The organism is Hyphomicrobium sp. (genome assembly GCF_019744875.1).
In the GTDB taxonomy this organism is placed as follows: Bacteria; Pseudomonadota; Alphaproteobacteria; order Rhizobiales; family Hyphomicrobiaceae; genus Hyphomicrobium_C.
Genome location: NZ_JAIETU010000005.1, coordinates 69,715 through 82,885 on the forward strand (window position 1 = coordinate 69,715; position 13,171 = coordinate 82,885).

Here is a 13,171-nt window from a genome sequence, read left to right on the forward strand (position 1 = left end):
GTTTTTAAATCCATAACAATTCAGGGTGCGGAATATAATTTCGAACATCTGGTTCCGATCACTATTGAAGTGACCGCAGGCAAGGACACACAGGCGCGCACCTACAAGGTGCTGGTGAATTTCAGCTGCCACTGCTTCACGGAAGAACTCGACGATCAGATTCACACGCCGGACTACCATTACGTCCATGAGAACGAACGCCGCGCGTTCTGCCCGGTTCGTTACGAACTCTCAAGGGGCCTGCCCGACATCATCCGAGAGATCGGCAACAAGCGCGTCTATTTCACCTGGGAGCGCAACTACGTCTACATCGAGCAGGTCGACGACCAGGGAGAGGTCGTGCCGTATACGATTTTCTTCGACGTGAAGCGCGGCAACAAGGGCGTCGCCGATGTCGTCATGACCATCGTCAGCGCCTACGCAAAGCCGGGCATGGCAAAGCAGGCGTCTCCTATCCGCTTCCCTATGCTCATCGCCAAAACAGCGCGCGGCGAGAAACCGACGATCTCAAAACCAGGTGGCATTCGCTGAAAAGAAAATAGGCCCCGCAGGGCCTATCCTTGGAGCTTTCGCTCCCCGCGAGACCCTCTTAATCGCCTGCGCGCCGCAGGGACCGGTTTTACCCGGCAGGGTGACCGTGTTTCACTCGCTCTCGATCACACTTCATTATATAGCGAGCGCGCTCGATATTTCAAGCAATAACAACGCGCCTGCTAAGTATATCAAGCAAGATGGGCGTTGATATACGGGATGTCAAGGCTGCCGGCCTTGTAGGCGCGGATTACCCGCGGATACGCCCGTCCTTGGTATATCCGCGGTATAATGACCGCAGGTCAGGGACCGGGCAATTTCTGTATGTGATTGAAATAATTGGTCGGAGCGAGAGGATTTGAACCTCCGACCCCCAGTCCCCCAGACTGGTGCGCTAACCAGGCTGCGCTACGCTCCGACTTCGGCCCCCCTTATGTCCGGCAATGAGGCCGCGGTCAACGCCTCGTTCCGGGGGCGGCGATTGAATCTCCTATGACAATCTATTTCGGCCCGGCCAGGGCCTCGATCGCCTCCGCGCCGGCCGGAAAGACGACCAGGGGCGGCGGTGGGCGGGCGCCCGCAAAGGCGACCGCGGCGAACGTTCCGGGCGCCGTCGCGAGGTCGTGGGCCATGATGGCGGCGCCGCTCTCGGGAGCGACTGCATCGGGAGCGGATGCCCCGCTCGCGGCGCTGCGCGGGCGCACGGTTTCGAGCAGCGGGCCCACACCCGTGCCGCGCGCCTTGGCCACCGCCTCGATGCGCACCCAGGCGCGCAGGAAGCGCGTGTCGGCGTCGTGCCCTCCAAGCGCGGCTCCGTCCGCGAGGCGGATCGCCTCGACCTCGATTGGAGCGCGGCGTAGGGCGGGCATGCGGACGGTTCGCACCTTCTCGACATCGATGCCGATGGGACCTGCGCCGGAGATCGCGATGAGCGCGAGCCCATGCGTGTGTGCAATGCTGAAGTTGGTGGCGCGATCGGGGAGGCTCGGCTCGCCGCTCGCGCTGCGCTCAAAGGCGACGCCGCGCACGCGAGCGCCGAGCGTGCGTTCAAGGGCGACACGAAGCGCGATATGCGTGAGCCGCCGGTCCCGGCGCGCGTCCGCCACCGCCATGGCGTCGAGCTGGCATCGGCAGGCTTCGCTCAGGCGCGGGGTCGCGGCCTCGACCTGCTCCAGGCCGGCGGCGCACGAAACCAGATCGACGAGCCAAAGCTCCATGTCAGACATTGCCAGCCCTCGCGCCGCGAGGGCTTCTTCCTTCGCCGCGCGTGGAAGATAGCTCTATCTGCCCGGCTGGCAAAACGCTTAGCGGGAGCGCCGTCTGCGGCTCGTCGGCTCATCGCGCCTTCGGTGCGAGCTGGACGCTCGCACCTCACGATCTGGCTCCGACAGCGCGTGCGCCGCGTTATGCGCCAACGGCGCGTGCGCGCCGGGTGGGACGCGCCTGCTCGGATTTGCCCATGGTTTCGAGCAGAAGCGAGCGGCACTCCTCAAGCTCCTTGATGGCCGCTTCGATGGCCGCAAGGTGGCTGACCGCGCCAGCACGCCCACGAGCCGCGCGACGTGCGGGAACGGGATTGCGGGCCGCGGAGGCGACGGCGACGTTGGCCGGCAGAGCGCGCGCATCGGGAGCGGCTGCCCGCAGTACGGCGCGCGTTTCGGTATCGCCCGGCTCGCGGCCGTGCTGCTTCACGTGATCGATGCCCTGCTCGCGCAGGATCTTCTGCACGCCCTTGATGGTGTAACCCTCAGCGTGCAGCAAATGGCGGATGCCGCGCAGCAGCTCCATGTCTTCCGGGCGATAGTAGCGGCGGCCACCGCCGCGCTTCATCGGACGAACCTGCGGAAAGCGTGCTTCCCAAAACCTCAGCACATGCTTCTGCACGTCCAGCTCGTCAGCGACCTCGCTGATCGTGCGAAATGCTTCTGCTGCCTTGCTCATCGTTACCCCTCGATGCCTTGGCTCAGTTTTGTGAACGGCCGCGCCCCACGTTGCTCCCGCTCCGCTGACGCGCCGCCTCACATCAACCCAGCGGCCTGGCCCCCTGATACATCCGGCACTTCGCCCTCAGATGCACAAACGCCAACGCTACAGCCTTGTGTTGGTAATGATACCTGCAACGTTTCGCGCCGTCTCGATCAATTCGTAACTGTGGCCACAGCTTTTTTCCTGACGCACCGATGCGCGTTCGCATTGTCGATGCGCAACTGAAAGCCAATCAAAACGAATGAGAGGGGGCCAACGATGGGCTTGCCTGTGACGCATTTGCACGCCGACACATTTGCACGGCGGCGCGAAGCGGTTATGCGGCGGTCGTGGGAGACGAGCGGGCTGAAGCCTGCAAGGCGCGGATGCTGCGGGAGATTGCAGCGATGCGTCCGCTCACGAGGGGACGTGTGACTTCACAAGCGGAGAGACCGCAAGCAGCCAGAGCGGCTGAGCCCGGCGGAAGATGAGGGCACGTGTCGCCGGGGTGTAACCGAGGATCACTTGTCAGGATCACTCGGCTGCCTTGGGGCGACGCGAGCGTCCGGCGTTGATCCGGTCTTTCATGATGTTGCTGGGCCGGAACACGAGCACGCGACGCGGCGTGATCGGCACTTCCTTGCCGGTCTTCGGATTGCGTCCGATGCGTTCGCCCTTCTTGCGAATGCCGAACGAGCCGAACGACGACAGCTTCACCTGTTCGCCGCGAGCCAAGCTGTCCGAAATCTCATTGAGAACGAGCTCCACGAGCTCTTGAGATTCGTTTCTCGGAAGGCCGACCTTGCGGACTACTGCCTCTGCGAGATCGGCACGTGTCAATGTCTTGCCGCCGCTCATACTTTCAGGCCTCCCCGTAGCTAGGTATTTTTCCTTATGCTACCGGCAGTAAGACGAGCGGTCAATAACAGATCGCAAACAAGCAACTGATATCGCAGGGGGATTTAGACATCCCTTATACGGTGCAATTTTCTGCTGTCAGCCGTCTGATTTGTGCGCTGCGAAGTCGCGACTTCGCTATTGCAAAATCACCAGCGTGCAAGCACTGCGCCCCAAGTAAATCCGCCTCCCATGGCCTCCATGAGCACCAGGCTGCCCTCCTTGACGAGGTGCTCCTCGAAGGCGTGATTGAGCGCAAGCGGGATGGACGCGGCCGACGTGTTGCCGTGCCTTTCGAGCGTCTTAACGATCTTTTCCGGTGCGACGCCGAGCTTTTTTGCGATCCCGTCGAGGATGCGGACGTTCGCCTGGTGGGGGATGAACAGGTCGATCTCGTCGGCGGCATAGCCTGTCGCCACCAGCGTTTCCTCGATCACGCCCGAGATCTTCTGAACCGCGTGGCGGAACACCTCGCGGCCGTTCATGCGCAGGTGGCCGACCGTCTTGGTGGAGCCGGCGCCGCCGTCGACGTAGAGAAGATCCTCGAAGCGGCCGTCCGAGCGGAGCAGCGTCGACAGGATGCCGCGATCGTCGCGCCCGTTGTGCTGGGGCTGGGCCTCGAGCACGACAGCGCCCGCGCCGTCACCGAACAGCACGCACGTCGATCGATCGTTCCAATCGAGGATGCGCGAGAAGGTTTCGGCGCCGATGACGAGCGCGCGAAGCGACTGGCCCGTCTTGATGAAGTTGTCGGCGATCGTCATGGCGTAGACGAAGCCGGAGCAGACGGCCTGCACGTCGAATGCGGCGCCCTTGGTGATGCCGAGACCGGCCTGAATGCGCACGGCCGTCGATGGGAACGTGCGGTCCGGCGTGGCGGTCGCGCAGATGACGAGATCGATGTCGACGGGATCGATGCCGGCGCGCACCAGCGCTTGCCGCCCTGCCCCGATGCCCAGCGTCGAGGTCAGCTCGTCTTCGTCGGCAATGTGGCGAGCGCGGATGCCGCTTCTCTCGACGATCCACTCGTCCGTCGTATCGACGATCTTCGCCAGATCGGCATTGGTCATGATGCGCCTCGGGAGATGCGCACCCACGCCGCGGATGACCGATCGAATGACTGCCAAGGTGTCCTCGTCCTCTCCAGCCGCTTCGGGCTATTTTTCCTCGTGAGAGCCTACCGGAGCGGCTTGCGCCTCGGACGCCACCGCGCTGTCAAGGCGGTGGTGGAACGCCTCAAGGTCGGCGGCCAGGCGCTCGAGCAGCCCGCTCTCCGACATCTCGTAACCGAGATCGACGGCGCTCGCAAAGCCCAGCGCGTCCGTGCCGCCGTGGCTCTTTACGGCAATACCGTTCAACCCCAGGAAAGTCCCGCCGTTTACGCGGCGCGGGTCCATTTTGTCCTTCAGCACGCGGAAGCCGCCGCGGGCCAGAAACGCGCCGATTTTGGACAGCGTCGTGCGCATCATCGCGTCTTTGAGGTACTGGCCGATCTGGCGCGCGGTGCCTTCGGCCGTCTTGAGGGCGATGTTGCCGGCGAAGCCTTCCACCACGACGACATCGACCCGGCCCTGGCCGATTTCGTTGCCTTCGATAAAGCCGTGATAATCGAGGGGCAGCTCCACGGCCTTGAGAAGGACGTTGGCTTCCTTGACCTCTTCGGCGCCCTTGATCTCCTCGACGCCGACGTTGAGGAGGCCGGCTGTCGGGCGCTCGATGTGAAAGAGCGCGCGCGCCATGGCGGCACCCATGAGCGTGAATTCACAAAGCTGGCGTGCCGTGGCGCCGATGTTGGCGCCGACATCGAGAACGATGCATTCGGCGGTGATCGTGGGCCAGAGCGCGGCAATCGCGGGCCGCTCGATGCCGGCCATGGGGCGCAGGATCAATTTGGCCATGGCCATCAGCGCGCCGGTGTTTCCGGCGGAGACCGCAGCGTGCGCTTCGCCTTTTTTGACCGCCTCGAGGGTCAGCCACATGCTGGAGCCCTTGCCACGGCGCAGCGCCTGGCTGGGCTTCTCGTGCATCGAGACGACCTGGGACGTGTGCACGACGCGCGACTTGGCCGCGAGCGCCGGGCGTTCGGCCAGCAGCGGGGCGATGCGTGCTTCGTCGCCGAAGAAGATGAAACTCAACGCAGGGTGTCGCTCAAGCGACAGCGCCGCGCCCGGAACGACAACTTCGGGGCCGTGGTCTCCCCCCATGGCGTCGAGCGCTAGTGTTCGCGGCAAAGCCATGTGGCGATCTTCAACCTGTCAACGAACTGGGCCCGGACTTCCGAGTGTAAGGTCTTCTGCAACGGTCTTCCGCATCGAGACTTCTGCAACGAAGCGACGGCTCGTGCCCGGCACGGCTCTGAGGCCGGCGGCTCGCGTTCCCCGCGCCGAAGCCATCCCCCGAGGTAAAGCCTGCGGGAAAATACAAGTTTGCTTCCCCGAGACAACCACTTTCCGCAGTTGCGAACAGGGCGACAAATATGCCTCGGAGAGCCCGCGGCGTGGGGCTGCGGGCTGCGATTGCGCATTTTCCCGCGCTACGGCTTGGGCTTGAGCTTGGCCAGCGCCGCGAAGGGGTTGGCGGCTTCGGGATCCGCCTTGATCTTGGGATCGACCCAGTCGAACTCGGCATTGGCGCTGCGCGGATAGGGATCGAGAGCCGCTGAAATCATGCCGAAAACCATCGTTCCGACATCGATCCGGCCGTCTTCGATCGGCTCGACGTCAGGCATGCTCAGGATCTCGCGGTCGCCGGCGGGCGCGGGCTCGTCTTCAAGTGCCTCGGGCGGGCCCAAGTCGATGGAAAACGTCTCTGAAATGCGTGCCGGAACGGGCTCGAGCGTCACGACGCAGGCCTGCGACACGGTCGCTTCGAGGGATCCCGTAAAGCGATAGCGGTCCTTGCCCAACGACTTGATCGCGTAGTCCACGCTGACGCTGTCGCAGGCCAGGATGTCGAGCTCGCGCGCCAGCTCGATGCGCTCCTCTTCGGTGGCCTGGCGGGTGCGGCTCAGCGTGCGGTGATCGCCGATTTCCGTGATCTCGTGGGTCCAGTCGCGCAGGGCGGTCATGCGGGTCTCCCGGAATTATTCGGCGCGAGGCGACGCGAAATCCGCGACGGCGGCTGCGAGCCGATCGAGCGGCACGGTACCAAGGTGATCCTTGAACTTCAAAATCCGGCGCGCCATGGCGTCGGCGCCCTCAGAACTCGCGTCCAGGCCTGGAACGGAGGTGGCAAGCTCGGCGCTGAGCGCGGCGACCGGATCGGCGGCCTGCACGGCGCGGCGATAGGCCAAGCAGCGCTCCCCCAGCGCCTGGGCCGCGCGCTTGACCTTTTTCGGCACGGACATGTCGCCGACGCCCATCTCGCGCAGCGTGTCGTCGACATCGGTGACGAACGTTTCGCTCAAGTACCTCGCGAGGCGGGCGGTTTGCCGCCCCTCGGTCCCCAGACGCTCAAGCACCGGAAATATCACGGCGATGATCATCGCGGTGCGGCCTTCTGGCGTATCCGAGACACCCTGGCTGCCAAAAAACGCCGGCTGCCTGGCCTGGGTCACGACCGCGCCATAAAGGTCGATTGCTGTGCGTCGGTCTTGGGCTCGGCTTTTCAACCAGGTGAACACGCAGGTTTTTCCGTCTCGTATGTCAGGGGATGGCGGTGGCCGTGCAGTTGCCTACTGCCCGCCTTTTAAGCTAAGGGCGGGATATGAGCGCAGGGAAATCATGAGTCTCCAAGGGGGTCGTTGCAGCATGCGCCGTTCGGACGCATCGCGCCAGGGCGCGTCAGGTCAAATGCGCCAGGGCGCGTTAGGCAATGGGCGCAAGGGCGCGTCTGACACCTCGCAGCGGCGTGCGGAGAGCAACCGTGGCGCCGATCTTGCGCGCCGCACGCTCATCCCCGTTTTGATCGCGATGACCATCACGGTCTCCGCCTGCAGCGAGCAAATCACCAAGCACGGGCACCTGTTCCGCGAGACGGATATTGCCCAGGTCCAGCCCGGCATGGGGCAGGAGCAGGTGCGCCTGGTTCTCGGCACGCCGACGACGACCACCACGACCGGTTCGGGTTCCGTCTACTACTACATCTCCAGCACCGAGAAGAAGACGGCGTTCTTCAAGAGCGACGAGGTGGACCGGCAGGTGCTCGCGGTCTACTTCACGCCGACGCAGACCGTCGACAGGATCGCGAACTACGGTCTCAAGGACGGCAAGGTGTTCGACTTCGTGTCGCGCACGACGCCGGCTCCTGGCGGCAAGGAAGACGGCATCATCAAGCAGCTCTTCCGCAACCTCGGCGCCAAGCAGATCTTCGGCGAATAGGAGACGTCGGCACACAAGCCTGAGAGAGACCTGCATGCACGATCCGCGCGGCCTTTCGCTGCGGCTCGCGGGCATGCCTGCAGGCACGCGATCCGACGTAGACCGCAAAACGCGACCGGCAAACAACTGGTGCATAAGAAAAAGCCCCGGAGCGCAGGCTCCGGGGCTTCTTCGTCTTGTGCGTCGTTGGCGGCTTAGCTGTGGGACAGAACGGCCAGCAGCAGCAGCGCCACGATGTTGGTGATCTTGATGGCCGGGTTCACGGCGGGGCCGGCCGTGTCCTTGTAGGGGTCGCCGACGGTGTCGCCGGTCACCGAGGCCTTGTGCGCCTCAGAGCCCTTCTGATGCTTGACGCCATCCTTGTCGACGAAGCCGTCTTCGAACGCCTTCTTCGCGTTGTCCCAGGCGCCGCCGCCCGAGGTCATCGAGATGGCGACGAAGAGACCGGTGACGATCACGCCGAGCAGCATCGCGCCGACCGCCGAGAACGCCGCGCCGCGGCCGCCGATCGCCTCGATGGCGAAGAACAGCACGATGGGCGAGAGCACGGGCAGCAGCGAGGGGATCACCATTTCCTTGATCGCGGACTTGGTGAGGATGTCGACCGCGCGCGCGTAGTCGGGGCGCTCGGTGCCCTTCATGATGCCGGGCTTGGCCTTGAACTGACGACGCACCTCTTCGACGATCGAGCCCGCGCAGCGGCCGACGGCCGTCATGGCGATGCCGCCGAACAGGTACGGGATCAGGCCGCCAAGCAGCAGGCCCACGACGACGTAGGGGTTGTCGAGGCCAAAGTCGATTTCGACGCCCTTGAAGTACTGGAAGGACGTGGAACCGGCTTCGTTGGCCTTGGCGATGAAGTACTGCAGATCGTAGTTGTAGGCGGCGAACAGCACGAGCGCGCCGAGGCCGGCCGAGCCGATGGCGTAGCCCTTGGTGACGGCCTTGGTGGTGTTGCCGACTGCGTCGAGCGCGTCCGTCGAGCGACGAACGTCCTTCGGCATGCCCGCCATTTCGGCGATGCCGCCGGCGTTGTCGGTGACGGGGCCGAAGGCGTCGAGCGCGACGATCATGCCGGCCAGGCCGAGCATGGTGGTCGTTGCGATCGCGGTGCCGAACAGACCCGCAATGTTGTAGGTCGCCAGAATGGCGGCGACGATGGCGATGGTCGGGAGCGCCGTTGCTTCAAGCGAGACGGCGAGACCCTGGATGACGTTCGTGCCGTGGCCGGTGACGGACGCCTGGCTGATCGAGCGAACCGGGCGGTAGCCGATGCCGGTGTAGTACTCGGTGATCCAGACGATCAGGCCGGTGAGCGCAAGACCGATGAGGCCGCAGAGGAACAGCGACTGGCCGGTGATGACGACGCCGTTCGCGGTGCCCACGTCTCCGAAGCCGCCGAGCACGTACTCGGTGGCGCCGTAGAGGCCCGCGATGGAGAGCACGCCCGAGGCGATCACGCCCTTGTAGAGCGCGCCCATGATCGAGTTGTTGGCGCCGAGCTTGACGAAGTAGGTGCCGACGATCGACGTCACGATGCACGCCGCGCAGATGGCGAGCGGATAAACCATGAGGGCGGCGAGGTTTGGCTGCCCGGCGAAGAAGATGGCGGCGAGCACCATCGTCGCGACCACGGTCACGGCGTAGGTTTCGAACAGGTCGGCGGCCATGCCGGCGCAATCGCCGACGTTGTCGCCCACGTTGTCGGCGATGGTCGCCGGATTGCGGGGATCGTCTTCCGGGATGCCGGCTTCGACCTTGCCGACGAGATCGCCGCCGACGTCCGCACCCTTGGTGAAGATGCCGCCGCCGAGACGGGCGAAGATCGAGATCAGCGATGCGCCGAAGCCGAGAGCGACGAGAGCGTCGATGACGACGCGGTCAGCCGGGGCGTAGCCCAGCATTTCGGTCAGCACGTAGTAGTAGATGGCGACGCCGAGCAGCGCGAGACCGGCGACCAGCATGCCGGTCACGGCGCCGGCCTTGAATGCGATATCCAGGCCCTTGCCGAGAGAGACGGTGGCGGCCTGCGCGGTGCGGACGTTGGCGCGCACCGAGACGTTCATGCCGATGTAGCCGGCAAGACCAGACAGCACGGCGCCGATCAGGAAGCCGACGGCAACAAGCGCGCCGAGCAGAACCCAGGCGAGGATGAAGATGGCTGCGCCCACGACAGCGATGGTCTGATACTGGCGGTTGAGGTACGCGCTCGCGCCTTCACGGATGGCGCCTGCGATTTCCTGCATCTTTGCGTTGCCCGCGTCGGATTTCATGACCGACTGAATGGTCACGACCGCGTAGACAATCGAGAGTGCGCCGCACGCGACGATCCCCCAGAGAATCTCTGTCATTGAAGTGTTTCCCCTGTTTGGTCAGCTCGTGGGCCGCAACGTCGCGCGAGGCCGGTGTGCGCGACAACAGAAACCCGCCTGATCTCTTCACCCCGGACGGATTCGCAGGGCGCGCGCGGGACCATGCCAAAAGACCCAGAGCGTTGCAATACAAGCACAACAACTAGGCACCACCCGCCGTGCCCCACACGACGCATCGTGCAACATCAATTTATTGCTGTATTTCAAAACGCTAAGCGGGCGGCTCGTAAGCCACCCGCTTGCATTGCTTCTTCCATCCTTTAGGCCAAGGATGCGCTATCGCGCGCGGCCGTGATGCTGCCGCGCCTTGAATTCGGCCGGCCGAATCAATTTCGGCCTACTTGCAGGGACGCGCTTCGAGCTGGCAATCGACGCTGCTGGTGCCGCTCGAGCACTTCATGCTTTTGCTGGCCGCGCGCGAGAACCGCGCCCAGTCGCTGCCGTATTCGAAGTCGGTGAAGCTCGACCACGACCCGATCGCCGCCTTCTGGGCGAGCGCCTTGTTCGCACCGCTGCCGCTACCGTAGTGGTAGTGGTCGGTGAAGCAGGTGCGCCCGCCTTCCTTGCGCAGATCGTGCATGTAGGCAAAGCCCGAGTCATCCGCGAACGCAGGCGCGGCGACCGCCAGCATCAGGCCCGCCGCCGCTACAGCTTTAGTCTTCCGAAGTGCCGACATTTCCGCCTCTTCGCCGTTATTTGACGTCTGTCTAATGAGGCGCGAAGTTTGCATGATTCACCGAACCGTCTCGATAGACCTTGCGCTGCGGGCGCGCGAATCGGCTCAGCCCGAGGCAAAGACGCCACAGGAACATGTTCTGTCGTTCGGGAAGAGCGGCGGAGGGCCGGGCCCGGTTGCTTGTCGGCTTACTTCGCGGCGACGACGCTGATTTCGACCAGCATGCGCGGATCGACGAGCTTGGCTTCGACGCAGGCGCGCACGGGCGTGTCCTTGCCGCCGGTCCAGGCCTTGTAGGCCTCGTTCATCGCTTCGCGGTGGCGGATGTCGTTGAGCCAGATCGTCGCCTGGACGACGTTCGACTTCGAGGTGCCGGCGAGCGCCAGCAGCCGGTCGATTTCGCGCAGCACTTCCTCGGTCTGGCCCTTCACGTCGCGCGAGAGGTCTGCCGGCACGATGCCCGCCGTGAAGACAAATCCATTCGCCTCGGCGGCCTTGGAATAGATTTCGGTCTGCTCGTGGCGCGTGATGGTCATGACGGGAGGTGCTCCGGTTGGGTGACTTCGGCCGACCGCTTAGCAAAGGATGGCGGGCAGCGCCAGAGCCTCGCGCGGGCGGACGGGGGCGCCCCAGCGCTAGAGGAGCGGCTCCTCGTGGATACGCTTGCCGTCCACGGCGAGCGCCTTGATGGCGACGTCTCCCGAGCCGCCGACGGCCAGGACGGCCGAGATCTTCTTGTCACGCACCATCTGCTCGAGCGCGAGCCCGGTGCCTTCGGGCACGAAATAGCTTTCGATGCCAAAGCGAACCGACGCCTTCGGAAGCTCTGCGGGCGTGGCCTGGCTGACGTAGGATACGATGCCCTTGAGCACGACATTATCCGGGCCGCCCGTCAGCGAAGGATACGACCCTTCGGCCGAAACAGGCTCCCATTGGCCGGGACCCGTCGGCTTCAGCGTGACGTAGACCGTGTCGCCCTGAACCGTGCTCACCGGCACCGGCACCTCGCCGCGACCGAAGCTGTAGCCGAGGACGACGTAGTCGCCGCGGAAGAGGTCGCGCGGATCGACGGGGATCACCTCGGCCACGATTTCGCGGCCGTCGCGCAGCAGGCTGACGCGGCCGTAGACCATCCAGGCCAGCGCAGCCGTTTGAATGGCCGCCACGATGGCGATGGCCACCCACGACGCCGGTTGAAGCTTGATCATGACGCGCCTCCCTGAAGCTGCGGTTCTGCGCGTGAATGGATGCGATAGGCGAGGGCGGCGAGCGCCGACACGATCAGACCCGCCACGAGGAAGAAGAGCGACGTGTTGAGCAGCGTGCCGATGGTCTTGACGTAGATCGCCAGGATCTCAACCGAGAAGCCGATGTAGCCGAGCCAGAGCGCGCCTCGATTGCCCGACTGCAATCCCCAGAAGATGGATGCGATCAGCAGCGCCATGGCGAGAACAGCGAGCAGCGTGAACACGTCGAGCTCGGGCGACTTGAAGAACTGCAGCGCCCACAATCCGGCCAGCGTGATGACGAGGCCGTAGTTGAACGTTCCGGACCAAAGGGCCGGCAGCTCCGGCTTCAGGCGTTCGCCCGCGATTGCGGCGGCCATGACGCCGAGGCCCGCGGCCGTGACCAGGCCGTGCGCGTCACCGTCGTTCAGGCGGTAGCCGAGGCTGACGATGAAGCCGGTCAGCGCGATGCCCGACAGATGAAGGCCGGGCCGCCAGCGCTGCCAATAGAAGGCCGCCGAGACGATGGCCCACGGGAGGAGGAACGGCCAGAAGACGGTGTTGAACCGCAGCGCTTCGGAGATCCCCCAATAGGTGACGAGGATCATGGCGAAGGCGAGCGCCGGATTCGACCGCAGCCCCACGCCCGCGACGAGCGCGCCCGCGGCCCAGAGCAGGATCGCATCGGCCGGATTGCCATCCATGTGGTACATCTGCGAAATCAGCATGATGGACCCGCCGAAGATGCCAACGCCGAGCAGCACGGCCGCATGCGCGAAGCCGTCCATGCCGCGGCGGGCGAAGACGCCGGCGAGCGCGTAGGACGCCCAAAGGCTGGCGAGAAGCAGGCCGAGGCGCAGGATGCGCGGCATCTCCTGCCAGTTCGACGCCACGAAGCTCATGACCGCAAAGCCGATCAGCACCGCGCTCAGGATTGCGAGCGCATTGGCGAGACCCAGCGTGCGAATGCCCTTTTCGACGTCGGTGCGGATCGCCGCCTCGCCTTCGGGCGTAATCCAGCCCGCCTCGCGCCAGCGAACGAGGTCGCGGTCGATACGTTTTCGGTAGCTCCACATGGGTAGGGACCTTGAGGGTTCAGTCCGGGCTCGGACGACGGGAGGAGTGTGCGAGGCGCTGCCTCAGCAATCCGGATGCGAGCCAGACCGCATACTGATCACCGAAGTA

The 13,171-nt window shown here is 64.6% G+C and carries 14 protein-coding genes and 1 tRNA gene; 2 read left to right on the plus strand and 13 right to left on the minus strand.

Going from position 1 to position 13,171, the window contains the following annotated elements; translation table 11 throughout:
• The first annotated feature begins 69 nt into the window (after positions 1–69).
• Positions 70–531, plus strand: coding sequence for a hypothetical protein (locus K2Y42_RS10445; protein ID WP_291152004.1), 462 nt, complete (start codon positions 70–72; stop codon positions 529–531).
• A 340-nt stretch (positions 532–871) separates the two neighbouring features.
• Here the strand turns inward: K2Y42_RS10445 and K2Y42_RS10450 are convergent.
• From K2Y42_RS10450 to K2Y42_RS10485, 8 genes are all read right to left on the minus strand, one after another.
• Positions 872–949, minus strand: a tRNA-Pro gene (locus tag K2Y42_RS10450).
• An 82-nt stretch (positions 950–1,031) separates the two neighbouring features.
• Positions 1,032–1,757 (minus strand): 4'-phosphopantetheinyl transferase superfamily protein, encoded by a 726-nt coding sequence (locus K2Y42_RS10455; RefSeq protein ID WP_291152007.1) that lies wholly within the window; start codon positions 1,755–1,757, stop codon positions 1,032–1,034.
• Positions 1,758–1,935: 178 nt separating this feature from the next.
• The gene (locus K2Y42_RS10460) at positions 1,936–2,472 is read right to left on the minus strand and encodes a MerR family transcriptional regulator (protein ID WP_291152010.1); all 537 of its coding nucleotides are present in this window, start codon (positions 2,470–2,472) and stop codon (positions 1,936–1,938) included.
• A gap of 558 nt (positions 2,473–3,030) precedes the next feature.
• Positions 3,031–3,354, minus strand: a complete 324-nt coding sequence (locus tag K2Y42_RS10465; protein WP_291152012.1) for an integration host factor subunit alpha — start codon at positions 3,352–3,354, stop codon at positions 3,031–3,033.
• A 188-nt stretch (positions 3,355–3,542) separates the two neighbouring features.
• Positions 3,543–4,520, minus strand: a complete 978-nt coding sequence (locus K2Y42_RS10470) for a beta-ketoacyl-ACP synthase III (protein ID WP_291152013.1) — start codon at positions 4,518–4,520, stop codon at positions 3,543–3,545.
• 30 nt (positions 4,521–4,550) lie between these two features.
• Positions 4,551–5,630 (minus strand): phosphate acyltransferase PlsX, encoded by a 1,080-nt coding sequence (plsX, locus tag K2Y42_RS10475; RefSeq protein ID WP_291152016.1) that lies wholly within the window; start codon positions 5,628–5,630, stop codon positions 4,551–4,553.
• Positions 5,631–5,926: 296 nt separating this feature from the next.
• Complete coding sequence (locus K2Y42_RS10480) at positions 5,927–6,460, minus strand: DUF177 domain-containing protein (protein ID WP_291152018.1); 534 nt, start codon at positions 6,458–6,460, stop codon at positions 5,927–5,929.
• A gap of 15 nt (positions 6,461–6,475) precedes the next feature.
• Positions 6,476–6,949, minus strand: a complete 474-nt coding sequence (locus K2Y42_RS10485) for a ubiquinol-cytochrome C chaperone family protein (protein WP_291152021.1) — start codon at positions 6,947–6,949, stop codon at positions 6,476–6,478.
• 193 nt (positions 6,950–7,142) lie between these two features.
• Between K2Y42_RS10485 and bamE the strand changes: the two genes are divergently transcribed.
• Complete coding sequence (gene bamE / locus K2Y42_RS10490) at positions 7,143–7,712, plus strand: outer membrane protein assembly factor BamE (protein ID WP_291152023.1); 570 nt, start codon at positions 7,143–7,145, stop codon at positions 7,710–7,712.
• 194 nt (positions 7,713–7,906) lie between these two features.
• Here the strand turns inward: bamE and K2Y42_RS10495 are convergent, their stop codons facing one another.
• The 5 genes from K2Y42_RS10495 to K2Y42_RS10515 form a co-directional block, all read right to left on the minus strand.
• Positions 7,907–10,063, minus strand: a complete 2,157-nt coding sequence (locus tag K2Y42_RS10495) for a sodium-translocating pyrophosphatase (protein ID WP_291152026.1) — start codon at positions 10,061–10,063, stop codon at positions 7,907–7,909.
• A gap of 358 nt (positions 10,064–10,421) precedes the next feature.
• A complete protein-coding gene (locus K2Y42_RS10500) occupies positions 10,422–10,760 on the minus strand; it encodes a hypothetical protein (RefSeq protein ID WP_291152028.1) in 339 nt (112 codons plus the stop codon).
• A gap of 188 nt (positions 10,761–10,948) precedes the next feature.
• The gene (locus tag K2Y42_RS10505) at positions 10,949–11,296 is read right to left on the minus strand and encodes a RidA family protein (protein ID WP_291152030.1); all 348 of its coding nucleotides are present in this window, start codon (positions 11,294–11,296) and stop codon (positions 10,949–10,951) included.
• 99 nt (positions 11,297–11,395) lie between these two features.
• Complete coding sequence (locus K2Y42_RS10510; protein ID WP_291152033.1) at positions 11,396–11,968, minus strand: GDYXXLXY domain-containing protein; 573 nt, start codon at positions 11,966–11,968, stop codon at positions 11,396–11,398.
• Positions 11,965–13,062, minus strand: a complete 1,098-nt coding sequence (locus K2Y42_RS10515; RefSeq protein ID WP_291152036.1) for a DUF2157 domain-containing protein — start codon at positions 13,060–13,062, stop codon at positions 11,965–11,967. Before K2Y42_RS10515 ends, K2Y42_RS10510 begins: the two co-directional genes overlap by 4 nt.
• Between the last annotated feature and the right edge of the window lie 109 nt (positions 13,063–13,171).

Excerpts from the sequence above, each read along its gene's own strand:
- K2Y42_RS10455 (WP_291152007.1), bottom strand. The coding sequence starts at position 1,757 with ATGTCTGACATGGAGCTTTGGCTCGTCGATCTGGTTTCGTGCGCCGCC.
- K2Y42_RS10460 (WP_291152010.1), bottom strand. The coding sequence starts at position 2,472 with ATGAGCAAGGCAGCAGAAGCATTTCGCACGATCAGCGAGGTCGCTGAC.
- K2Y42_RS10465 (WP_291152012.1), bottom strand. The coding sequence starts at position 3,354 with ATGAGCGGCGGCAAGACATTGACACGTGCCGATCTCGCAGAGGCAGTA.
- plsX (WP_291152016.1), bottom strand. The coding sequence starts at position 5,630 with ATGGCTTTGCCGCGAACACTAGCGCTCGACGCCATGGGGGGAGACCAC.
- K2Y42_RS10480 (WP_291152018.1), bottom strand. The coding sequence starts at position 6,460 with ATGACCGCCCTGCGCGACTGGACCCACGAGATCACGGAAATCGGCGAT.
- bamE (WP_291152023.1), top strand. The coding sequence starts at position 7,143 with ATGCGCCGTTCGGACGCATCGCGCCAGGGCGCGTCAGGTCAAATGCGC.
- K2Y42_RS10495 (WP_291152026.1), bottom strand. The coding sequence starts at position 10,063 with ATGACAGAGATTCTCTGGGGGATCGTCGCGTGCGGCGCACTCTCGATT.
- K2Y42_RS10500 (WP_291152028.1), bottom strand. The coding sequence starts at position 10,760 with ATGTCGGCACTTCGGAAGACTAAAGCTGTAGCGGCGGCGGGCCTGATG.
- K2Y42_RS10505 (WP_291152030.1), bottom strand. The coding sequence starts at position 11,296 with ATGACCATCACGCGCCACGAGCAGACCGAAATCTATTCCAAGGCCGCC.
- K2Y42_RS10510 (WP_291152033.1), bottom strand. The coding sequence starts at position 11,968 with ATGATCAAGCTTCAACCGGCGTCGTGGGTGGCCATCGCCATCGTGGCG.
- K2Y42_RS10515 (WP_291152036.1), bottom strand. The coding sequence starts at position 13,062 with ATGTGGAGCTACCGAAAACGTATCGACCGCGACCTCGTTCGCTGGCGC.